This window comes from Streptomyces sp. NPDC033177 (assembly GCF_055577715.1).
In genome coordinates this window covers 975876-995195 of record NZ_JBVIPS010000002.1, presented here as the reverse complement: position 1 = coordinate 995195, position 19320 = coordinate 975876, and the positions used below count along the sequence as shown (strand labels likewise).

The window sequence follows — 19320 nt, the reverse complement described above, 5'->3', positions numbered from 1 at the left end:
TTCACCTTTGAGGCGGCAGGACCCAGGAAGCCGGTGCGAGTCCGGCACGGTCCCGCCACTGTGACCCCACCCCTCGCGGGCGGGGCAGTCAGGAACTGACCTGCCGCCTTCTTCTCCCACGACGCAGGGGACGCGGAAATCCCCTGGAGGAGGCGTTCAGCCATGCCCCGCCCCATACGCGTGCTCATGACCGCGGCCCTGCTGCTCCCGCTCGCCGCGTGCTCGTCCTCCGACGGCACCGACGCGAAGCCGGAGTCCAAGGCCCCCGGCTTCCCGTACACGGTCACGAACTGCGGCGTGAAGACGACGTACGAAGCACCCCCGAAGCGTGCCGTGACGATGAACCAGCACGTCACCGAGGTGATGCTGGAGCTGGGCCTGAAGGACCGCATCGCGGGCACGGCGTACCTGGACGACAAGGTCCTGCCGAAGTACGCGAAGGCGTACGCGGACACCCCGGTCCTCGCCAAGGAGTACCCCTCCTACGAGAAGCTCCTGGCCGCGAACCCCGACTTCGTCTACGGCGGCTACGCGAGCGCCTTCCAGGCGGGCGAGGGCCGCAGCCGCGGCGCCCTCGCCAAGTCCGGCATCGAGAGCCGCCTGAACGTCGAGGGCTGCGCGAAGCGAGCCGTGTCGATGGACGACGTCTACAGGGAGGTCCGCGAGGTCGGCAGCACGTTCGGGGTGCGGACGAGGGCGGAGAAGTGGGTGACCGCGGCCAAGCGCGAACTGGCCGCCACAGCAAAGGAGTCGAAGTCCGGGAAGCCCGTCCCCGTCTTCGTCTACGACAGCGGCGACAAGTCCGCCTTCACCGCGGGCGGCCGGGGCATCGGCAACGACATCATCGCGCGGGCGGGCGGCCGCAACGTCTTCGCCGACCTGGACAAGTCCTTCGGCGACGCGTCCTGGGAGTCGGTGGTCGACCGCAAGCCCGAGGTGATCGTGATCCTCGACTACGGCGGCACGACGGTCGCCCAGAAGAAGAAGCGCCTCCTCGACGACCCGGTCCTGAAGGACGTCCCCGCCATCAAGCACAAGCGCTTCGCGGTACTGCCCCTGTCGGACACGGTGGCGGGGGTACGGGCCCCGGCGGCGGTGGGGAAGCTGGCGGATCAGCTGTGAGGTTCCAGCCTGACGGCCGGTCTGTCCAGCCCGCGCGGAGCCGCTTTCAGCCCGTCCGGCGTTTGAGGACGAACTCGGCGGAGCCGGTGATGTACGGCGCCGTCGTCGCCGGGCTCCTTCTCGCTCTCGCCGCGGTGGTCATGGCCGGCCTGGCACTCGGCTCCGTCCGCATCCCCACGGCCGACGTCCTGGAGATCCTGACGGGCGGCGCGGACCCCTCCCCGTTCCGCACGATCGTGCTGGACGTAAGACTCCCCAGGGTCCTGCTCGGCGCAGCCGTAGGCGCAGGCCTGGCAGTCATCGGCACCGTCCTCCAGGCCCTGGTGAGGAACCCCCTGGCCGACCCGTTCCTCCTCGGAGTCTCCTCCGGCGCCTCCGCGGGAGCCGTGGCCGTCATCGTCCTCGGCAGCGTCTTCGGCATAGGCGCGGGCCTCGCCACCACCGTCACGATCCCCGCCGCGGCCTTCGCCGGAGCGCTGCTCTCGCTGATCGTCGTCTACACCCTGGCAAGGTCAGGCGGCGGAGGCTTCGCCACCGGCCGCCTGATCCTGGCCGGAGTGGCCGTCTCGTACATCCTCTCCGCCCTGACCAGCCTGATCCTGATCACCGCCGACAGCACCGACCACCTCAAGGAAGTCCTGTACTGGACCCTCGGCGGCCTCGGCAGCGCCCGCTGGGACATGCTCGCCCTGCCCGCCGCAGCCCTGATCGCGGGCACGGCACTGCTCGTCGCCCTCGCCCGCCCCCTGGACCTCCTCCTGGTCGGCGAGGAAGGCGCCACCGTCCTCGGCCTCGACACGGCCCGCTTCCGCGCCGCCGTCTTCGTCCTCGCCTCGCTCCTGACCGGCGTACTCGTCGCGTACAGCGGGGCCATCGGCTTCGTCGGCCTGATGGTGCCGCACGCGGCCCGGATGCTGGTCGGCGCCGCCCACCGGACGCTCCTGCCGGTGGTGGCCCTGATGGGCGCGGTGTTCCTGGTGGCCGCCGACCTCGCCGCGCGCACGGTCGCGGCGCCGCAGGACATCCCGGTCGGCGTCCTCACCGCGCTGACGGGCGGCCCGTTCTTCCTGTGGATGCTGCGCAAGAACCGTACGGAGGCGACGGCATGAGCCACCCGGCGGTTCTCCGCACCGAGTCCCTCACGTACCGCACAGGGGAGAAGACCCTCGTCGACGACGTCACCCTGCACGCCGGCCAGGGCGAGACCATCGGGCTCGTGGGCCCCAACGGCAGCGGCAAGACCACCCTCCTGCGCTGCGTCTACGGCACCCTCGCGCCCACCGGCGGCCGCGTGCTCCTGGACGGCGACGACCTGGCGGGCCGCTCGGCCAAGGACCGCGCCCGCCGCATCGCCACCGTCCCGCAGGACGGGCACACCGGCTTCGAGCTCACCGTCCGGCAGATCGTCGCCATGGGCCGCTCCCCGCACAAACGCTTCTGGGAGGCCGACACCGCGCGGGACGACGTCCTGGTAGGCGAGGCGCTGGAGCGGGTCGGCGCCGCGGACCTCGCGCACCGCACCTTCGCCGGGCTCTCCGGCGGCGAACGCCAGCGCGCCCTGGTGGCCAGGGCGCTGGTGCAGGAGCCCGCGGTCCTCGTCCTCGACGAGCCGACCAATCACCTGGACATCCGCTACCAGCTGGAGATCCTCGCCCTGGTCCGCGACCTCGGCACGACGAATCTGCTGGCCCTGCACGACCTCAATCTGGCGGCCTACTACTGCGACCGCCTGTACGTCCTCGACGCCGGCACTCTCGTCGCGTCGGGACCGCCCAAAGAAGTCCTGACCAGCGAGCTCCTCACCGAGGTGTACGGGGTCACGGCAGAGGTCTCGGTGCACCCCGCGACCGGGGCGCCGACGGTCACGTACCTCCCCCCATCCACGTGATGGACGCAAACCATCCACGATGTGAGATCACATTCCAGAACCCGGACCGGGAATCGATACGATGACCGCATGGTTCCCCACGACGTGAGCGACAAGATGCCGGGCATGCTGCTCGTTGCGCGTCTGCACGTCGATTTGTGCAGGCTCTCCAGCGCGATCTGTTCGCGCTGACAGCCGCCGCCGTACGGCCGTGAGCCGCGGCGCCATCCCCGCGTAACGCCTACGCACCCGCATACATGCACCCGCACGTACGCACCCGCACGACCGGGCCGCCGCGCGCCCACCCACGTGACTTCTCCCGACAGGAGCCCAAGCCATGGCCATCGAGGTCCGCATCCCGACCATCCTCCGCACCTACACCGACGGCGCCAAGGCCGTCGAGGGCAGCGGCGACAACCTCGCCGAGCTCTTCAGCGACCTCGACTCGCGGCACGCGGGCATCGCCGAGCGCATCGTGGACGGCGACAAGCTGCGCCGCTTCGTGAACGTGTACCTGAACGACGAGGACGTCCGCTTCCTGGACGGCATCTCCACCAAGCTCACGGACGGCGACAACGTCACGATCCTCCCGGCCGTGGCCGGCGGCATGGTCTGATCGCGGATGCCTCGCTACGACTCCCCGCTGGCGGCCGTGGGCAACACGCCCCTCGTCCGCCTGCCGCGGCTCTCCCCGTCCGACGACGTCCGCATCTGGGCGAAGCTGGAGGACCGTAACCCCACCGGCTCCATCAAGGACCGCCCGGCGCTGCACATGGTCGAACAGGCGGAGAAGGACGGGCGGTTGACGCCCGGCTGCACGATCCTGGAGCCGACGTCCGGCAACACGGGCATCTCGCTCGCGATGGCGGCCAAGCTCAAGGGCTACCGCATCGTGTGCGTCATGCCGGAGAACACCTCGCAGGAGCGGCGCGACCTCCTCGCCATGTGGGGCGCGGAGATCATCTCGTCCCCGGCGGCCGGAGGCTCCAACACGGCGGTACGCGTCGCCAAGGAGCTCTCCGCCGAGCACCCGGACTGGGTCATGCTCTACCAGTACGGCAACCCGGACAACGCGGGCGCCCACTACGCGACGACCGGCCCCGAGATCCTCACCGACCTGCCCTCCATCACCCACTTCGTGGCGGGCCTCGGCACGACGGGCACGCTCATGGGCGTGGGCCGCTTCCTGCGCGAGCAGAAGCCGGACATCAAAATCGTCGCCGCGGAGCCCCGCTACGACGACCTCGTGTACGGCCTGCGCAACCTCGACGAGGGCTTCGTCCCCGAGCTGTACGACGCGTCGGTCCTGACCACCCGCTTCTCGGTCGGCTCGGCCGACGCGGTGACACGCACCCGTGAGCTCCTCAAGGAGGAGGGCATCTTCGCGGGCGTCTCCACCGGCGCCGCGCTGCACGCGGCGATCGGCGTCGGCAAGAAGGCCCTGGCCGCGGGGGAGTCCGCCGACATCGCTTTCGTGGTGGCCGACGGTGGCTGGAAATACCTCTCGACCGGCGTCTACACCGCGGCGACGACCGAGGAGGCCATCGAAACGGTGCAGGGACAGCTGTGGGCTTAGAGGCAGCCGCAAAGACAACGCCGGCCGGACTGGACACCTCCAGCCCGACCGGCGTTTTCGCTGTTCAGCCCGGATTCTCCGCCGCTCAGCCCGCCAAATACCTGATCTGATCCCACAACGCCGGATCCACGGTCCCCGCCCGCCTGCGGAACTCCCACACCGGCACGTCCCGCAGCTCGTCCGTCTCCAGGAAGCTCGGGCGGCCCCGCGCGTCCCCCACCGACCCGGGCGGCAGCGGAATCACCCCGGCCCGCTCGTCGTGGTACCTGCTGGTGATCTTCGCGACGACCGCGCTCTCACCCCGCACCGAAAGCACCAGACACGGCCGGTCCTTCGCCCCCGGGCCGTCCTCGTACGGCACCCGCGCCCACCAGATCTCCGCCGGTCTCGGCGCGGGCAGCCGCCGCCGCGGGCCGCGCGGACGGCCCGGCGGCCGGGTGGTCCGGCCGCGCGGTCCGCGGTCGCTGCGACCCCGGCCGTCCACCACCGCGGCGACCGCAGCCAGCACCACCACAGCGGCCAGAGCGAGCCACCACGACGTATCCATACCGCAGACCGTACCGGGGCGCTCCCCGCCCCGCGCGCCCCCCCGAACCGGTGACAGCGCAGGTGAGTTCTCCCACAACGGCCCACGACGGAGGAGCGACCGGACCTTTTGCGCCTTACGCTCGACGAACCGCAGAACTCCGCGAAGAGCCTGTCGCAGACCCTTCGCGAGCCCCCGCAAGGCCCCCGCACAACCCCCGTTTCGCCCCCGGAGGTTTCCGCTCCATGAAGCTCACCGTCGTCGGCTGCTCGGGGTCGTTTCCGTCCGCGGACTCGGCCTGTTCGAGCTACCTCGTAGAGGCCGACGGCTTCCGGCTGCTGCTCGACATGGGCAATGGCGCCCTCGGCGAGCTGCAGCGCCACGTCGGTCTGTACGACCTGGACGCGATCTTCCTCAGCCACCTGCACGCCGACCACTGCATCGACATGTGCGCCTACTTCGTGGCGCGCTACTACCGGCACGAAGGCGGCCGCTGCGCCCCCATCCCGGTCTACGGACCCGAGGGCACGGAACAGCGCCTGACCACCGCGTACGCCGACACCCCCTCGGCATCCTCGATGAGCGAGGTCTTCGACTTCCACACCGTCAAGCCGGCCTCCTTCGACATCGGCCCGTTCTCGGTCCGCACGGAGAAGGTCCACCACCCCGTCGAGGCGTACGGCATCCGCGTCGAGCACGGCGGCAGGTCCCTCACCTACTCGGGAGACACCGGGGCGTGCGGCGCGCTCGACGAACTGGCCGCCGACACCGACCTGTTCCTCTGCGAGGCGGCCTTCACGCACGGCAAGGAGAACATCCCCGACCTGCACCTCAACGGCCGCGAGGCGGGCGAGTCCGCCCGGCGCGCGGGCGCCGGGCGCCTGGTCCTCACCCACATCCCGCCGTGGACGGACCCGCAGGTGAACCTGGCGGACGCGCGCTCGGTGTACGACGGCCCCACCGAACTCGCCGCGCCCGGCCGGACGTACGAGATCTAGGGACATGACGAAGCCCCGCACCGTTGGTCGTGATGGTGCGGGGCTTCGTCATGCAATGGGGCGGGAGGCTACTTCGCCTCGGCCTTGAGGATCTCGGCGAGCTCCTCGTCGGACTCGCGGCCCGGCGTCGGGAGGTTCCACTTGGTGATCGCGAAGCGGAAGACCACGTAGTACACCGCCGCGAAGCAGAGGCCCACCAGGGCCAGGCCCCACGGGTTGCTCGCGATGCCGAGGTTGAGGAAGAAGTCGACCGCTCCCGCCGAGAAGCCGAAGCCGTCCTTCATGCCGAGCGCCCAGGTCAGCGCCATGGAGACACCGGTGAGCACCGCGTGGATCGCGTACAGGACCGGGGCGATGAACATGAACGTGAACTCGATCGGCTCGGTCACACCGGTCACGAAGGCGGTGAGCGCGAGCGAGAACATCATGCCGCCGACGACCTTGCGGCGCTCGGGACGGGCGCAGTGCACGATCGCGAGGCAGGCCGCGGGAAGCGCGAACATCATGATCGGGAAGAAGCCGGTCATGAACTGTCCGGCGGTCGGGTCACCCGCGAGGAAGCGGTTGATGTCGCCGCTCTTGCCCTCGTACGAACCGGCCTGGAACCACGGGAACGAGTTCAGGAGGTGGTGCATGCCGACCGGGATCAGAGCACGGTTGGCGACACCGAAGATGCCCGCGCCCACGGCACCGGAACCGACGAGCCACTCACCGAAGTTGTGCAGGCCCGTGCCGAGGATCGGCCAGATGTAACCGAAGACGATGCCAAGGACCAGACCCGCGAAGGCCGAGAGGATCGGGACCAGACGGCGGCCACCGAAGAAGCCCGCCCAGTCGGGCAGCTTGGTCCGGTAGAACTTCTGGTAGAGCAGGGCGACGACGATGCCCATCACGACACCGCCGAGGACCTTGGCGTCCACCGGGGCCTCGGTCATGACTATCTTGCCGTCGACGACCTTGGCGATCTTGTCGAGGTTCGGGTCGGTGAACGTGGCGAGCACGTTCTTGAAGACCAGGTAGCCGGTGACGGCGGCCAGGGCCGTCGAGCCGTCCGACTTCTTGGCGAAGCCGATCGCGATGCCGACGGCGAACAGCAGCGCCATGTTGTCGAGAATGGCGTTGCCACCCGCGGCCATGAAGCCGGCGATCTTCGTGATGAAGTCCGGGAACGACGGGCGTCCGAGCATGTCGGGGTTGCCGAGTCGGACGAGCAGGGCGCCTGCGGGCAGCACGGCGACCGGCAGCATGAGGCTGCGGCCGATGCGCTGCATGACAGCCATCGCGCCGGAGCCCTTCTTCTTGTCGGCCGCGGGGGCGGCACTGGCCGTGGACACAACTTCCTCCAGTGGGCAAGGCGCCGCCTGGGGACAGGGAAGTGGGTGACGGCGGCGTCTCCGGGGGTCGCGGCGGACGGCCGCGTGGTCTACACCATTAGTGGTGTAGACCTGTTGTAGCACGGTGAAGGTGACGTAAGGAACCCACGAGTTTTGTGGGGTCCGCCATAACGCGAAATCAACACTCAAAGACCCCAGGACCAACGGGTCCTGGGGCCTTCCGGTGAGACGCGGGAACGGGCCGGCGCGACGGCCCAGCCAGCGGCTAAGCCTTCGTCTGCTCCGCGTCCTGCGCTTCCGCTTCCTCCTCCGGCTCACGACCCGGCGTATGCAGGTCGAACTTGCGGATCACGAAGCTGAACAGGACGTAGTACACGACGGCGAAGACGAGCCCGATGGGAATGATCAGCCAGGGTTTGGTCGCCAGACTCCAGTTGATGACGTAGTCGATGAGACCCGCCGAGAAGCTGAAGCCGTCCTTGACCCCCAGCGCCCACGTCACCGCCATCGAGACGCCGGTGAGCACCGCGTGGATCGCGTACAGCGCGGGCGCGATGAAGAGGAACGAGTACTCGATCGGCTCGGTGATGCCGGTGACGAACGACGTCAGACCGACCGACAGCATCAGACCGCCGACCACCTTGCGCCGCTCCGGCCGGGCCGCATGGGTGATCGCCAGGGCCGCCGCGGGCAGCGCGAACATCATGATCGGGAAGAAGCCCGACGTGAACTGCCCCGCCGTCGGATCACCCGCAAGGAACCGGTTGATGTCACCGTGGACCATCGTGCCGTCGGGCTTCTCGTAGTCACCGAACTGGAACCAGACGAACGTGTTCAGGAACTGGTGCAGACCGATCGTGAGCAGCGCACGGTTGGCCACGCCGAAGATCCCGGAGCCCAGCCACCCCAGGTCCACGAGCCACTTGGAGAAGCTCGTCAGCGCGTCACCGACGGGCGGCCAGACCCACACGCACAGCCCGGCGAAGACCAGACCGACGAACGCCATGATGATCGGCACCAGACGGCGGCCGTTGAAGAAGCCCAGCCAGTCGACCAGCTTCACGCGGTGATAGCGCTGCCAGAACCACGCGGCGAGCAGACCCATCACGATGCCGCCGAACACCCCCGGATTCTGGTACGCCGCCTGCGCGGGCGTCCCGTCCTCCGCGATGCAGACCCCGCTCCACATGCCCGCCGCCCCGAACGTGGTGTCCGCCGGACAGTCGTCGGGGAAGGCACGAAGCACCGCGTAGTACACGAGGAAACCCACCACCGCGGCGAGCGCCGTGGAACCGTCCGACTTCTTGGCCATGCCGATCGCGACACCGATGCAGAACAGCAGGGGCAGACCGAGCGTGGAATCCAGGAGGGAACCGCCCGCCGCCGCGAAGACCTTCGCGACGTTGTCCCAGCCGAGGCCGTCCGCGCCGAAGACGTCCGGCTGCCCGAGGCGGTTGAGGATGCCGGCGGCGGGGAGTACGGCGATGGGGAGCTGGAGGCTGCGGCCCATCTTCTGCAGGCCCTGGAACAGGCCGTTCCACCACTTCTTCTGCGGCACCGCTGCGGCGTCGGTACTCATCGGCGTCCCCTCCGGAACAAGCCAGGTTTGGCGGGCGTTGAAAACTGGTGTAGACCAGTTGCGGAACGAGTGCGGTGCCGTCCCGGCAGGAGTGGCATGAGGATCGCCGTGGGGGAAGGCACCTTGATCGCCATCATTGGGTACGAGTGCCGTAGCCGCCCGCGAAGATGCTCCAACCGTGCGTTACCGTGACGAAGCGGACCTACGGTGTGGTGAGGCCGCGTCCTTTAAGAACAGGGAGAACACCATGGCCAGCAAGGCTGAGAAGATCGTCGCCGGGCTCGGCGGCATCGACAACATCGAAGAGGTCGAGGGCTGCATCACCCGCCTCCGCACCGAGGTCAAGGACCCGGGCCTGGTCGACGACGCCGCGCTGAAGGCCGCCGGCGCCCACGGCGTCGTCAAGATGGGCACCGCGATCCAGGTCGTCATCGGCACCGACGCCGACCCCATCGCCGCCGACATCGAAGACATGATGTGAACAGCTGAACTCAACTGAACTCAGCTGAACCAGCTGGATTCACCGCGCCGAGGGCCCTGCCGACAACCGGTCAGGGCCCTCAGCCATGTGCCGATAGGCTCGACCGCATGTCCTCCACGCCTCTCTCCACGCCGCTCACCACGCCACTCACCGCGCCCCGAATCGACGGCCGCACCCCCCAACAGCTCCGCCCGATCACCATCGAACGCGGCTGGAGCAAGCACGCCGAAGGCTCCGTCCTCATCTCCTTCGGCGACACCAAGGTCTTCTGCACCGCCTCCGTCACCGAAGGCGTCCCCCGCTGGCGCAAGGGCAGCGGCGAAGGCTGGGTCACCGCCGAATACTCCATGCTCCCCCGCTCCACCAACACCCGCGGCGACCGCGAATCCGTACGCGGCAAGATCGGCGGCCGCACCCACGAAATCAGCCGCCTCATCGGACGCTCACTGCGCGCCGTCATCGACTACAAGGCACTCGGCGAGAACACCATCGTCCTCGACTGCGACGTCCTCCAGGCCGACGGCGGCACCCGCACCGCCGCCATCACCGGCGCCTACGTCGCCCTCGCCGACGCCGTCGCCTGGGCCCAGGGCAAGAAGCTCATCAAGGCCGGCCGCAAGCCCCTCACCGACACCGTCTCCGCCGTCTCCGTCGGCATCGTCGGCGGCGTACCCCTCCTCGACCTCCGCTACGAGGAAGACGTCAAGGCCGACACCGACATGAACGTCGTCTGCACCGGCGACGACCGCTTTGTCGAGGTCCAGGGCACCGCCGAGGCCGAGCCCTTCGACCGCAAGGAACTCAACGCACTCCTCGACCTCGCCGTCGGCGGCTGCGAGGACCTCGCCGCGTTCCAGCGCGAAGCACTCGAAGCAACCAAGTAGGACAGCCCCCCGGCGAGGCCGCCAACCGGACGGCGCGGCAAGCAACCATCAAGCCCTCCACAAGCGTTCTTACGGATACGGGCGCACGGGCAAAGCCGTGCGCCCGTGACAGCACCCGGGGAGGGACTCAAGCATGGCCGCGCGTCACCGCCGTACAGCCACCGCCATCACCGCAATTCTGATCGCCGTACCGGCGGGCATCGGCCTCGTCGGCTGCGACGCCGTCAACAAGGCCCTCGACTGCGTCCAGACCGCCGACGCCATCGCCGACAGCGTCACCGACCTGCAGCAGGCCCTCGAAAAGGCCGGGGACGACCCCACGCAGGCCGACGAAGCACTCGACAAGATCGACAAGAACATCGACGAGATCGGTGACAAGACCGACAACACCGACGTGAACAAGGCCGTCGACGACCTCGACAAGGCCGTCGGCAACGTCCGCGACTCCGTCAACAACGGCGACGCGACACCCGACCTCAAGCCGATCGTGGACGCGACGAGCGAGCTGACCAAGGTCTGCACCCCGTGACGTCCGGGGGCCGGGACGCTGGTCGATACTGGACGCCATGACCCGCCTCATCCTCGCCACCCGCAACGCCGGCAAGATCACGGAACTCAAGGCGATCCTCGCCGACGCAGGCCTCACCCATGAGCTCGTCGGCGCGGACGCCTACCCCGAGATCCCCGACGTCAGGGAAACCGGCGTCACCTTCGCCGAGAACGCCCTCCTCAAGGCCCACGCCCTCGCCAAGGCCACCGGCCTCCCCGCCGTCGCCGACGACTCCGGCCTCTGCGTCGACGTCCTCGGCGGAGCCCCCGGCATCTTCTCCGCCCGCTGGGCAGGCAAGCACGGCGACGACGCCGCGAACCTGGCTCTGTTGCTTGCCCAGTTGGGCGACATCGACGCGGACACCCACCGCGGAGCCCACTTCGCCTGCGCGGCAGCCCTCGCCCTGCCGGACGGCACGGAGCGGGTGGTGGAGGGCCAACTCCGCGGCACCCTCCGCCACACCCCATCCGGCACGGGCGGCTTCGGCTACGACCCGATCCTCCAGCCGGAGGGGGAGTCGCGCACTTGCGCGGAACTCTCCGCAGCGGAGAAAAACGCGATCAGCCACCGGGGGAAGGCGTTCCGAGCACTGGTACCGGTGGTCCGGGAACTACTGGCCTGAGCCCCCGCACGTACACCGAAGGCCCGCCTCGCGGGGTACGCGAGGCGGGCCTTGGAAACGAAGGCGTGCGGCCGGAGGGACTCGAACCCTCAAGGGATTTCTCCCACAACATCCTAAGTGTTGCGCGTAAGCCGATTCCGCCACGGCCGCATGGCCAGTCATGTTACCGGGCGGACGCTGCTTCGTCTCCGGCCCCTGAGGGTGCACGGCGTCCGCCGCGACACCAGGTGTTCGTGACCGCATGGCAGTTGGGACACAACAGTCGCAAATTCTCGCGGCGGTCGTCACTCCAGTCCCCATTGATGTGGTCGATCTCCAGCGTCATGGGTTTCCCGTTCCACCTGGGCGGGGTCCCGCACTTGTCGCAGTGCTCAGGTACGCCGACCTCGCGTAGGGCTCGGCGCAGGAGGACGGTTTTGGTGCGGCGCTCACCGTCGTGTTTGACGAGCAGATCCGCTGCCGTCCTCAAGGGGGTCGATCCCGGCTTGCCCCGTTGGTGGGCTTGGCCCAGGAAATGAGACGTGTCGAGTCCGTCCTCTTCCACCCACCGGTGGAAATGCGCGTACGGGCCGCCGGTCGGCGCCTTGCCCAGGGTGCGCAGTGCTTGTGCGATGGACGAGGACTGAGCGACCACCCGCCGCAGTTCGTCGGGAGAAGGTCTCTGGCACGCGGGGCCGCGCCGTGGACGTGGAAAGTGGGAGACATCGATTCCGAACTGGTCGAACCGCCGGAACAAATGACGGCCGAGGTTGCCGTATGGGCGCGTACCTAGGAACGCGATGACTTCGTCGATGCTCGAACAGCTCTCGGCAGCCTTCGTGAGCAGCTCCGGCGTATAGCGGACCGGCTCGCTCACGACGACTGCCGCCCCTTGGCACGACCTCGGTAAGTACCCGTGGTGGAGTGGCAGTTCGGGCACAGCAGCCGTAGGTTCTCGATCTGGTTGTTGCGCCAGTCGCCGTCGATGTGGTCGACCTCCAGCGGAAGTGGATGCCCTCGCCACAACGGTTCCGTTCCGCACATGGCGCAGCGCTCGACGATGCCCAACTTGGCCATGGCGCGCTTGAGCCGGTCACTTTGCATGCGCCGGGCGTTTGTCGGCTCTTGTCTGACGAGGAGCTGCTCCGGAGAGCGGCGCTGTCTGGGGAGGCCCGCCCGTGAAGGTCTCCGGAAATGTGAGGTATCGATCCCGTACGCCTTGATGCGGCGGCTGATGTTCGTGTGATGGCCGCCCACGACTTCGATGCCCAAGTACCGTAGAACATCGTTCACGGTGGTCGACGCGGCCACCGCGGGCTCAAGTACCTCTCTCGTCCACCGTGCACCCGTCTCCCGCTCGAAGTGCGACGTATCCACCCCCAGCTTCTTCATCCGCTCGTGGACGTACCGCCGCGTCGAACTCTTCGGGTCCACCCCCAGTTTTCGCAACGCCTCGGACAGTGTCCGTGACGATATGGCGGCCTCCCCCAAGCGCTCCTTGGTGTACGGACTGACCGGCATCGTTCCCCTCCCCATCCGGCCACGCGTTCGCAGCCTCGTACGGGCTAACGAACCGCTTATCGGACAGTTACGCCCGGAATGCGGAACGGCCCGCCCCACTTGCACGTGGGGCGGGCCGTTCCGGACCGGAGAGGGGGAGGGAAGTCAGAAGCGCGGGGTGGGGGCCGCGGCCTCGACCATTTCCGCTGCTTCCTCCTTCGTTCCCACCGAGGGGGGCGAGCCCGACAGCGGCTTCTGGGCCGTTTCCTTCATGCAGGACACCGCGATGATGCCGACCAGCGCCGCCGCCATCGAGTAGTACGCCGGGACCATGTCCGTGCCCGTGACGCTGATCAGGGACGTGATGACCAGGGGAGCCGTGCCGCCGAAGAGGGAGGCGGAGATGTTGTAGCCAACCGACAGGGAGCCGTAGCGGACCGAGGTCGGGAACAGGGCCGGGAGCGTCGCCGACATCGTGCCCAGGAGGCACAGCAGCGAGAGGCCCAGGAGGAGCATGCCGCCGGAGACCGCGATCAGGCTGCCCTGCTTGATCAGGAGGAACGCCGGGATGGAGATGACGAAGAAGCTGACCATGCCCGTCATGAGGAGCGGCTTGCGGCCGAAGCGGTCGGACAGCTTGCCGACCTGGGTGATGAGCAGCATCAGAACGATCATGGTGCCGATGAGGATCAGCAGGCCGTGCGAGTCGTCGTAGCCGAGTTCGTCGGAGAGGTACGTCGGCATGTAGGAGAGGAGCATGTAGTCGGTGACGTTGTATGCGCCTACCAGGGCGATGCAGAGGATCAGCGTGGGCCAGTGCTCGCGGAAGATCTTGGCGAGGTCGCCCTTGGCCGTCGTCTCGACGGTGGATGCGCCTTCGGACGCCGAGTGGAAGGTGGCGTCCTCCATCTTCTGGAACGCGGGTGTCTCGTCGAGCTTCAGCCGCAGGTAGAGGCCGACGAGGCCGAGGGGGCCCGCGACGAGGAAGGGGACGCGCCAGCCCCACTGCTCCATGGTGTCCGCGCCGAGCGCGCTGTTCAGGATGAGGACGAGGCCTGCCGCGCCGGTGTAGCCGGCCAGGGTGCCCATCTCCAGGAAGCTGCCGAAGAAGCCGCGGCGCTTGTCGGGGGCGTACTCGGCGATGAAGGTGGACGCGCCGCCGTACTCACCGCCGGTGGAGAAGCCCTGGACGAGGCGGAAGAAGATCAGCAGGACCGGGGCCCAGAAGCCGATGGTGGCGTAGGACGGGATCAGGCCGATGGCGAGGGTGCCGATGGCCATGAGGATCATCGTCAGGGCGAGGACCTTCTTGCGGCCGATCTTGTCGCCCATGGGGCCGAAGACCATGCCGCCGATGGGGCGGACGAGGAAGGACACCGCGAAGGTCGCGAAGGACGAGATCAGCTGGACCGTGTCGTTCCCGGAAGGGAAGAAGACGTGGCCGATGGTGACGGCGAGGTAGCTGTAGATGCCGAAGTCGAACCATTCCATGGCGTTGCCGAGCGATGCGGCTTTGACCGCTCGCTTGACTGCGGCTTCGTCCGTGACCGTGATGTCGGTGCGGCGCAGCGGGGGGTCTTTGCGCCGTTTGGCGGCCCGGAAAAGGTTGCGGTGCCGCTTGACCGCATCGGCGTCGGCCGGTGCCTCGTCGTGGGCCGCCATGGGTAGTCCTTCCGTTCTGCGAACAATCCTCCTTGGATCACTTGCTCGAACTTGGCCGACGCAAACGAACGCCCCCTTGAAGGGGGCGTTCGTCACAGTTGTCGGGAAGGTGGGGGTGCTGCCAGAAGCCCAGGTCAGAAGTCCAGGTCAGATGCCCAGGTCCTTGATGATCTTGGCTACGTGACCCGTCGCCTTGACGTTGTAGAAGGCGTGCTCGACCTTGCCGGTCTCGTCGACGACGACCGTGGAGCGGATGACGCCGGTCACGGTCTTGCCGTAGAGCTTCTTCTCGCCGAAGGCGCCGTAGGCCTCCAGGGTCTCCTTGGAGGGGTCGCCGACGAGCGTGACCTTGAGGTTCTCCTGCTCGCGGAACTTGGCCAGCTTCTCGGGCTTGTCGGGGGACACGCCGATGACGTCGTAGCCGGCGGTGGCGAGGGCGTCGAGGTTGTCCGTGAAGTCGCAGGCCTGCTTGGTGCAGCCGGGGGTGAGGGCGGCCGGGTAGAAGTAGACGATGACTTTGCGGCCCTTGTGGTCGGCGAGGGAGATCTCGTTGCCGTCCGCGTCCGGCAGGGTGAAGGCCGGGGCCGTGTCGCCGGGGGTGAGTCGCTCGCTCATCTTCGGTCTCCTCGCGCAGGGTGCTCGTAACAGGATGTTCGTGAAACGTGTGGTGACGGAGTCGAGCGTAATAGGGGTGCCGTGGGGTGCTGTGCGCCCGGAGCTGACAGACTGTCGGCGGCAGCACGTACAGAAGGATCAGACAGCCGGATACGACCACGGAGGCAGCGCGGTGTCGGACACGTCGGATATCAGGACCCCGGCGCAGATCGAGGCGGACATCAAGCGCCGTCGCGTGACGCTCGCCGAGACGCTCGACGAGATCGGGGTGCGGGTGCACCCGAAGACGATCGTGGGTGACGCGAAGGCCAAGGTCGTCGCGAGTGTGGACAACTCCCTCGGGCGGGCGTACGTGGGGGCGAACCGCGTGGTGTCCGATGTGCGGGGCCAGCTGGTGCGCGAGGACGGTGCGCCGCGTCTGGAGCGCATCGTGCCGGTGGCGCTGGTGGTCGTGGGTCTCGTGGGGATGCTCGCGGTGAGTACACGGCGCCGGAAGGGCTGACCCGGCATCGTCCGGGCGGGCCGTCGGCAGGTAGGTTCGGGGCGTGAGCGCCAAGAGCCGGGGACACAGCCCCCACGACGACAAGCTGCCCATCCGGATGCTGCACGACCGTGTGCTCGTGCGGCAGGACACCGCCGAGGGTGAGCGCAAGTCCGGCGGCGGCATCCTGATTCCCGCGACCGCTGCCGTCGGCAGGCGTCTCGCCTGGGCGGAGGTCGTCGCGGTGGGGCAGAACGTGCGGGCGGTGGAGCCGGGTGACCGGGTGCTGTACGACCCGGAGGACCGGGCCGAGGTGGAGGTGCGGGGTGTGGCGTACGTGCTGATGCGCGAGCGTGATCTGCATGCCGTGGCCGCCGACCGGTTCGAGGGCTCCGAGGATTCGACGGGGCTTTATCTGTAGCCGTTCAGAAGGTGTCGGTAAGGGGCTGGTGACCATGGTCACCAGCCCCTTACGCGTGTCGTTTGCTACCTTGGAAGGACCCCGACGAGACGCGCCGTACCGGGTTTCCGCAAAGACGACGCACCCCCATTCAGTGACGCGATTTCGCGTCTCACGTGTCGGAGGTGCCGTCGTGGCCTGGGTTCTGTTGATCGTCGCCGGTCTGCTCGAAGTGGGCTGGTCGATCGGGATGAAGTTCACCGAGGGGTTCACGCGGCTGTGGCCGAGCGTGTTCACCGGCCTCGGGATCGTCGCGAGCATGATGCTGCTCTCGCAAGCCGCCAAGACGCTGCCGATCGGTACGGCGTACGGCGTGTGGGTCGGTATCGGCGCTGCCGGTGCGGCGGTGGTCGGGATGATGGTGCTCGGTGAGCCGGCCACCGCCGCCCGGATCTTCTTCGTGGTGCTGCTGCTGGTCGCCGTCGTGGGCCTGAAGGCGACCTCGGGGCACTAGTACGCGGGGCGCCGGCTTGCAGGGCACTACCGGCTTTCAGGGCACTAGTAGTCGTAGTACGCCTGGTTGCCCTCGCCCTTCCTTCTGGCCGCTGTGCCTTCCGTGATGCCGCCGCCCAGGGCGCCTTCGTCGGCGCCTGTTCCGCCGTCCGCGGTGGAGCCGTCGGTCTGGCCGCCCTGGGCTGCGGTGCCTCCGTCGGCGGTGGCGCCTCCGTCGGCCGTCGAGCCGTCGGTGGTGCCGCCGTCCGTCGGACCGCCCTGTGTCTGCCCTTGGTCCTGGCCTTGCGTCTGGCCCTGGTCCTGGCCCTCGGTCTGCCCTTGGTCCTGGCCCTCGGTCTGGCCCTGATCCTGCCCCTGGGTCTGGCCCTGGTCCTGGCCCTGCGTGGTGTCGTCGCCGCCCGTGGCGGCCCCGCCGGTGGCCGGGTCCTCCTCGGCGTCCGAGGGGTCCGGGACCGGCGGCACGTCGGCGCCGTCCTCCAGCTCCAGGTCGAAGTCCTGCACGGGCTTGCCCTCCAGGGCGTCCCTGGTGAACTGGGCCCAGATCTGCGCGGGGTAGCCGCCGCCGTTGATGCGGGCCTGGCCGAGCGCCCCGTACAGCGGGGTGTGCGCGCCGGTGTCGGGGTTCTGGCCCATCACGGAGACGACGGTGGCGAGTTCGGGGGTGTAGCCCGCGAACCAGGCCGCCTTGTCCTCCTCGGCGGTGCCGGTCTTGCCGGCGGCGGGGCGGCCCGCGGCCTGGGCGGCCGTGCCGGTGCCGCCGTCGACGACGCTCTGCAGGATCGAGGTGGTGGTGTCGGCGGCCTCGCGGCTGACGGCCTGCGCGGTCGTCGGCTCGGGCAGTTCGACCTGCTGGCCGCCCTTGGTGACCTTCTCGACCATCGTGTACGTGGGGTGCTTGCCGTGGTTGGCGAGCGTCGCGTACGCCTCCGTCATGTCCAGGACGGAGGCCGTGGACGGGCCGAGTGCGATGGAGGGGGACGCGGTCAGGTCGGGGGTGCTCTCGGGAACGCCGAGGGCGACGGCGGTGTCCTTGACCTTGTCCGAGCCGACGTCGACGGCCATCTGCGCGTACACGGAGTTGACGGACTTGTCGGTGGCGGTGCGGACGGTGATGTCGCCGTAGTCGACGTCGTCCTCGTTCTCGGGGGCGTACGCCCCGCCGTCCCAGCCCTGCACGGGGCGCTTGTTGGTGCCGTCGTAGATCGTGTTGGGGGTGATGAGCTGGCCGTCCTGGGTGACGGAGCCGTTCTCCACGGCCGAGGTGAAGACGAACGGCTTGAAGGTGGAGCCCACTTGGTAGTCGCGGCGGGTGGCGTTGTTGACGTACTGCTTGGTGTAGTCGATGCCGCCGTACATCGCGACGACCTTGCCGGTCTTGGGGTCGATCGAGGCGCCGCCCGCGCGTACGTTGCGGTCGACCTTGCGGGCGTCCTTGTCGATCTTGGACATCACCTGGTCGTCGACGGCTTCCTTGAAGGCGTCCTGGCGGTCCTTCTGGAGGGTGGTGGTGATGCGGTAGCCGCCCTTGGCCAGGGTGTCCTCGTCGACGATGTCGTTGGCCGTGAGGTAGTCCTCGACGGCCTGTACGAGGTAGCCGCGCTGGCCGGAGAGGCCGGAGGCGCCCTTGGCCTCCTTGGGTGCGGGGAACTTGGTCTTCGCGCGTTCGGCGGCGCTGAGCCAGCCCTCCTTGACCATGCCGTCGAGGACGTAGTTCCAGCGGCCCTCGGCGCGCTTCTTGTTCTCCGGGTGGGTCGCCACGTCGTAGGCGTTGGGGGAGTTGAGGAGTGTCGCGAGGTAGGCGCCCTGGGCGGTGTCCAGGTCCTTGACGTCCTCGCCGAAGTAGGCCTGGGCCGCGGCCTGTACGCCGTACGCGTTGCGCCCGAAGTAGCTGGTGTTCAGGTACCCGGCGAGGATGTCGTCCTTGCTCACCTCGCGGTCCAGCTTGATGGAGATGAAGAACTCCTTGGCCTTGCGGGTGACCGTCTGTTCCTGGCCGAGGTAGTAGTTCTTCACGAACTGCTGGGTGATCGTCGAACCGGACTGCTTTCCCTTGCCGGTGACGGTGTTGTAGGCGGCGCGGATCATCGCCTTGGGGTCGACCGCCGACTCGCTGTAGAAGTCGCGGTCCTCGGCGGCGAGCGCGGCGTGCTGGACTTCCTTGGGGATCTGGCTCAGCGGGACGTTCTCGCGGTTGACCTCGCCGTCGCGGGCCAGTTGGCTGCCGTCGGCGTAGAGGTAGACGTTGCTCTGGGCGGTGGCCGCCGCGTTGGCGGGCGGGATCTCGACGATCATGTAGCCGGCGACGAAGCCGCCGACGCAGAGCAGGATCAGCAGGATGAAACCGCCGAGCACCATGCGCCAGGTGGGGAAGATCCGCCGCCAGCCCTTGCGCTTGGGGCGCTTCTTCTTGCCCTTCTTGCCGGTGCCTTCGGCGTCCGGCGCCTCCGATGCGGCGGCCGGGGCGGCCTCCGGAGTGTCGGCCGATGCGGCAGCCGGGGGATCGGCCGGAGTCTCCACGGGTTCGCGGGGCGCCCATCCCTCGGGTTTCTTGGCGCCCTGCTGCTGCGGCTCGTCGCTGCTCATGTCTCGTGGAACTCCCGGTTCGCGTCGTACGTCACGTACGCCTCGTAC

General features: G+C 68.6%; 22 protein-coding genes, 1 tRNA gene and 2 riboswitches. Of the genes, 14 read left to right on the top strand and 9 right to left on the bottom strand.

Annotated features, from left to right (window positions below; translation table 11 throughout):
* Positions 1-118: riboswitch (cobalamin riboswitch) on the top strand.
* Positions 119-162: 44 nt separating this feature from the next.
* From ACZ5U5_RS10475 to ACZ5U5_RS10450, 6 genes are all read left to right on the top strand, one after another.
* Positions 163-1122, top strand: coding sequence for an ABC transporter substrate-binding protein (locus tag ACZ5U5_RS10475; RefSeq protein ID WP_469018982.1), 960 nt, complete (start codon positions 163-165; stop codon positions 1120-1122).
* An 89-nt stretch (positions 1123-1211) separates the two neighbouring features.
* The gene (locus tag ACZ5U5_RS10470) at positions 1212-2231 is read left to right on the top strand and encodes a FecCD family ABC transporter permease (protein ID WP_469019410.1); all 1020 of its coding nucleotides are present in this window, start codon (positions 1212-1214) and stop codon (positions 2229-2231) included.
* Positions 2228-3010, top strand: coding sequence for an ABC transporter ATP-binding protein (locus ACZ5U5_RS10465; protein WP_469018979.1), 783 nt, complete (start codon positions 2228-2230; stop codon positions 3008-3010). Before ACZ5U5_RS10470 ends, ACZ5U5_RS10465 begins: the two co-directional genes overlap by 4 nt.
* Positions 3011-3079: 69 nt before the next feature.
* Positions 3080-3181, top strand: a complete 102-nt coding sequence (locus ACZ5U5_RS10460) for a putative leader peptide (RefSeq protein ID WP_336605789.1) — start codon at positions 3080-3082, stop codon at positions 3179-3181.
* Between the two features lie 145 nt (positions 3182-3326).
* The gene (locus ACZ5U5_RS10455) at positions 3327-3605 is read left to right on the top strand and encodes a MoaD/ThiS family protein (protein WP_363211437.1); all 279 of its coding nucleotides are present in this window, start codon (positions 3327-3329) and stop codon (positions 3603-3605) included.
* 6 nt (positions 3606-3611) lie between these two features.
* Positions 3612-4565: a PLP-dependent cysteine synthase family protein gene (locus ACZ5U5_RS10450; RefSeq protein WP_469018976.1), complete on the top strand. Its 954-nt coding sequence runs from the start codon at positions 3612-3614 to the stop codon at positions 4563-4565.
* Positions 4566-4650: 85 nt separating this feature from the next.
* Here the strand turns inward: ACZ5U5_RS10450 and ACZ5U5_RS10445 are convergent, their stop codons facing one another.
* On the bottom strand, positions 4651-5112 hold the full coding sequence (locus tag ACZ5U5_RS10445) for a type II toxin-antitoxin system PemK/MazF family toxin (RefSeq protein WP_469018973.1): 462 nt from the start codon (positions 5110-5112) through the stop codon (positions 4651-4653).
* A gap of 224 nt (positions 5113-5336) precedes the next feature.
* Here ACZ5U5_RS10445 and ACZ5U5_RS10440 point away from each other — a divergent pair, with 224 nt between their 5' ends.
* Entirely contained in the window at positions 5337-6089 is a 753-nt protein-coding gene (locus tag ACZ5U5_RS10440) for an MBL fold metallo-hydrolase (protein WP_469018970.1), read from the top strand.
* A gap of 68 nt (positions 6090-6157) precedes the next feature.
* On the opposite strand, the gene ACZ5U5_RS10435 is transcribed toward ACZ5U5_RS10440, so the two are convergent.
* Both ACZ5U5_RS10435 and ACZ5U5_RS10430 read right to left on the bottom strand, forming a co-directional pair.
* Positions 6158-7423 carry a PTS transporter subunit EIIC gene (locus ACZ5U5_RS10435; protein ID WP_451204089.1) on the bottom strand — a complete coding sequence of 422 codons (1266 nt, stop codon included), beginning with the start codon at positions 7421-7423 and terminating at the stop codon, positions 6158-6160.
* A 265-nt stretch (positions 7424-7688) separates the two neighbouring features.
* Positions 7689-9002, bottom strand: a complete 1314-nt coding sequence (locus ACZ5U5_RS10430) for a PTS transporter subunit EIIC (protein ID WP_469018967.1) — start codon at positions 9000-9002, stop codon at positions 7689-7691.
* A gap of 178 nt (positions 9003-9180) precedes the next feature.
* Between ACZ5U5_RS10430 and ACZ5U5_RS10425 the strand changes: the two genes are divergently transcribed.
* The 4 genes from ACZ5U5_RS10425 to rdgB all read left to right on the top strand — a co-directional run bounded on the left by ACZ5U5_RS10425 (position 9181) and on the right by rdgB (position 11539).
* The gene (locus ACZ5U5_RS10425) at positions 9181-9483 is read left to right on the top strand and encodes a PTS sugar transporter subunit IIB (protein WP_469018965.1); all 303 of its coding nucleotides are present in this window, start codon (positions 9181-9183) and stop codon (positions 9481-9483) included.
* 107 nt (positions 9484-9590) lie between these two features.
* Complete coding sequence (gene rph, locus ACZ5U5_RS10420) at positions 9591-10367, top strand: ribonuclease PH (protein WP_469018963.1); 777 nt, start codon at positions 9591-9593, stop codon at positions 10365-10367.
* Positions 10368-10500: 133 nt separating this feature from the next.
* On the top strand, positions 10501-10896 hold the full coding sequence (locus tag ACZ5U5_RS10415) for a hypothetical protein (RefSeq protein ID WP_469018960.1): 396 nt from the start codon (positions 10501-10503) through the stop codon (positions 10894-10896).
* A gap of 37 nt (positions 10897-10933) precedes the next feature.
* Positions 10934-11539: an RdgB/HAM1 family non-canonical purine NTP pyrophosphatase gene (gene rdgB / locus ACZ5U5_RS10410; RefSeq protein ID WP_469018958.1), complete on the top strand. Its 606-nt coding sequence runs from the start codon at positions 10934-10936 to the stop codon at positions 11537-11539.
* A 66-nt stretch (positions 11540-11605) separates the two neighbouring features.
* Here the strand turns inward: rdgB and ACZ5U5_RS10405 are convergent.
* The 5 genes from ACZ5U5_RS10405 to bcp all read right to left on the bottom strand — a co-directional run bounded on the left by ACZ5U5_RS10405 (position 11606) and on the right by bcp (position 15295).
* Positions 11606-11689 (bottom strand) — tRNA-Leu (locus ACZ5U5_RS10405).
* Between the two features lie 13 nt (positions 11690-11702).
* A complete protein-coding gene (locus ACZ5U5_RS10400) occupies positions 11703-12395 on the bottom strand; it encodes an HNH endonuclease signature motif containing protein (RefSeq protein WP_469018956.1) in 693 nt (230 codons plus the stop codon).
* Positions 12392-13039 (bottom strand): HNH endonuclease signature motif containing protein, encoded by a 648-nt coding sequence (locus ACZ5U5_RS10395; RefSeq protein ID WP_469018953.1) that lies wholly within the window; start codon positions 13037-13039, stop codon positions 12392-12394. The genes ACZ5U5_RS10400 and ACZ5U5_RS10395 overlap by 4 nt, the downstream gene beginning before the upstream one ends.
* 144 nt (positions 13040-13183) lie before the next feature.
* The gene (gene proP / locus ACZ5U5_RS10390) at positions 13184-14680 is read right to left on the bottom strand and encodes a glycine betaine/L-proline transporter ProP (RefSeq protein ID WP_469018951.1); all 1497 of its coding nucleotides are present in this window, start codon (positions 14678-14680) and stop codon (positions 13184-13186) included.
* Between the two features lie 147 nt (positions 14681-14827).
* Positions 14828-15295 carry a thioredoxin-dependent thiol peroxidase gene (gene bcp / locus ACZ5U5_RS10385; RefSeq protein WP_469018949.1) on the bottom strand — a complete coding sequence of 156 codons (468 nt, stop codon included), beginning with the start codon at positions 15293-15295 and terminating at the stop codon, positions 14828-14830.
* Positions 15296-15467: 172 nt separating this feature from the next.
* On the opposite strand from bcp, the gene ACZ5U5_RS10380 reads away from it, so the two are divergent.
* From ACZ5U5_RS10380 to ACZ5U5_RS10370, 3 genes are all read left to right on the top strand, one after another.
* Positions 15468-15797 carry a DUF3618 domain-containing protein gene (locus ACZ5U5_RS10380; RefSeq protein WP_365816567.1) on the top strand — a complete coding sequence of 110 codons (330 nt, stop codon included), beginning with the start codon at positions 15468-15470 and terminating at the stop codon, positions 15795-15797.
* Between the two features lie 43 nt (positions 15798-15840).
* Positions 15841-16197 carry a GroES family chaperonin gene (locus ACZ5U5_RS10375; RefSeq protein WP_363309366.1) on the top strand — a complete coding sequence of 119 codons (357 nt, stop codon included), beginning with the start codon at positions 15841-15843 and terminating at the stop codon, positions 16195-16197.
* Positions 16198-16260: 63 nt separating this feature from the next.
* A riboswitch (guanidine-III (ykkC-III) riboswitch) is annotated at positions 16261-16322 on the top strand.
* A 47-nt stretch (positions 16323-16369) separates the two neighbouring features.
* A complete protein-coding gene (locus ACZ5U5_RS10370; protein ID WP_190080238.1) occupies positions 16370-16690 on the top strand; it encodes a DMT family transporter in 321 nt (106 codons plus the stop codon).
* Positions 16691-16734: 44 nt separating this feature from the next.
* Here the strand turns inward: ACZ5U5_RS10370 and ACZ5U5_RS10365 are convergent, their stop codons facing one another.
* Positions 16735-19272 (bottom strand): transglycosylase domain-containing protein, encoded by a 2538-nt coding sequence (locus ACZ5U5_RS10365; protein ID WP_469018940.1) that lies wholly within the window; start codon positions 19270-19272, stop codon positions 16735-16737.
* Between the last annotated feature and the right edge of the window lie 48 nt (positions 19273-19320).

What these genes read in the sequence shown, in the direction of transcription:
- ACZ5U5_RS10475 (WP_469018982.1), top strand. Translation starts at nt 163, where the DNA reads ATGCCCCGCCCCATACGCGTGCTCATGACCGCGGCCCTGCTGCTCCCG.
- ACZ5U5_RS10470 (WP_469019410.1), top strand. Translation starts at nt 1,212, where the DNA reads ATGTACGGCGCCGTCGTCGCCGGGCTCCTTCTCGCTCTCGCCGCGGTG.
- ACZ5U5_RS10465 (WP_469018979.1), top strand. Translation starts at nt 2,228, where the DNA reads ATGAGCCACCCGGCGGTTCTCCGCACCGAGTCCCTCACGTACCGCACA.
- ACZ5U5_RS10460 (WP_336605789.1), top strand. Translation starts at nt 3,080, where the DNA reads ATGGTTCCCCACGACGTGAGCGACAAGATGCCGGGCATGCTGCTCGTT.
- ACZ5U5_RS10455 (WP_363211437.1), top strand. Translation starts at nt 3,327, where the DNA reads ATGGCCATCGAGGTCCGCATCCCGACCATCCTCCGCACCTACACCGAC.
- ACZ5U5_RS10450 (WP_469018976.1), top strand. Translation starts at nt 3,612, where the DNA reads ATGCCTCGCTACGACTCCCCGCTGGCGGCCGTGGGCAACACGCCCCTC.
- ACZ5U5_RS10445 (WP_469018973.1), bottom strand. Translation starts at nt 5,112, where the DNA reads ATGGATACGTCGTGGTGGCTCGCTCTGGCCGCTGTGGTGGTGCTGGCT.
- ACZ5U5_RS10440 (WP_469018970.1), top strand. Translation starts at nt 5,337, where the DNA reads ATGAAGCTCACCGTCGTCGGCTGCTCGGGGTCGTTTCCGTCCGCGGAC.
- ACZ5U5_RS10430 (WP_469018967.1), bottom strand. Translation starts at nt 9,002, where the DNA reads ATGAGTACCGACGCCGCAGCGGTGCCGCAGAAGAAGTGGTGGAACGGC.
- rph (WP_469018963.1), top strand. Translation starts at nt 9,591, where the DNA reads ATGTCCTCCACGCCTCTCTCCACGCCGCTCACCACGCCACTCACCGCG.
- ACZ5U5_RS10415 (WP_469018960.1), top strand. Translation starts at nt 10,501, where the DNA reads ATGGCCGCGCGTCACCGCCGTACAGCCACCGCCATCACCGCAATTCTG.
- rdgB (WP_469018958.1), top strand. Translation starts at nt 10,934, where the DNA reads ATGACCCGCCTCATCCTCGCCACCCGCAACGCCGGCAAGATCACGGAA.
- ACZ5U5_RS10395 (WP_469018953.1), bottom strand. Translation starts at nt 13,039, where the DNA reads ATGCCGGTCAGTCCGTACACCAAGGAGCGCTTGGGGGAGGCCGCCATA.
- proP (WP_469018951.1), bottom strand. Translation starts at nt 14,680, where the DNA reads ATGGCGGCCCACGACGAGGCACCGGCCGACGCCGATGCGGTCAAGCGG.
- bcp (WP_469018949.1), bottom strand. Translation starts at nt 15,295, where the DNA reads ATGAGCGAGCGACTCACCCCCGGCGACACGGCCCCGGCCTTCACCCTG.
- ACZ5U5_RS10365 (WP_469018940.1), bottom strand. Translation starts at nt 19,272, where the DNA reads ATGAGCAGCGACGAGCCGCAGCAGCAGGGCGCCAAGAAACCCGAGGGA.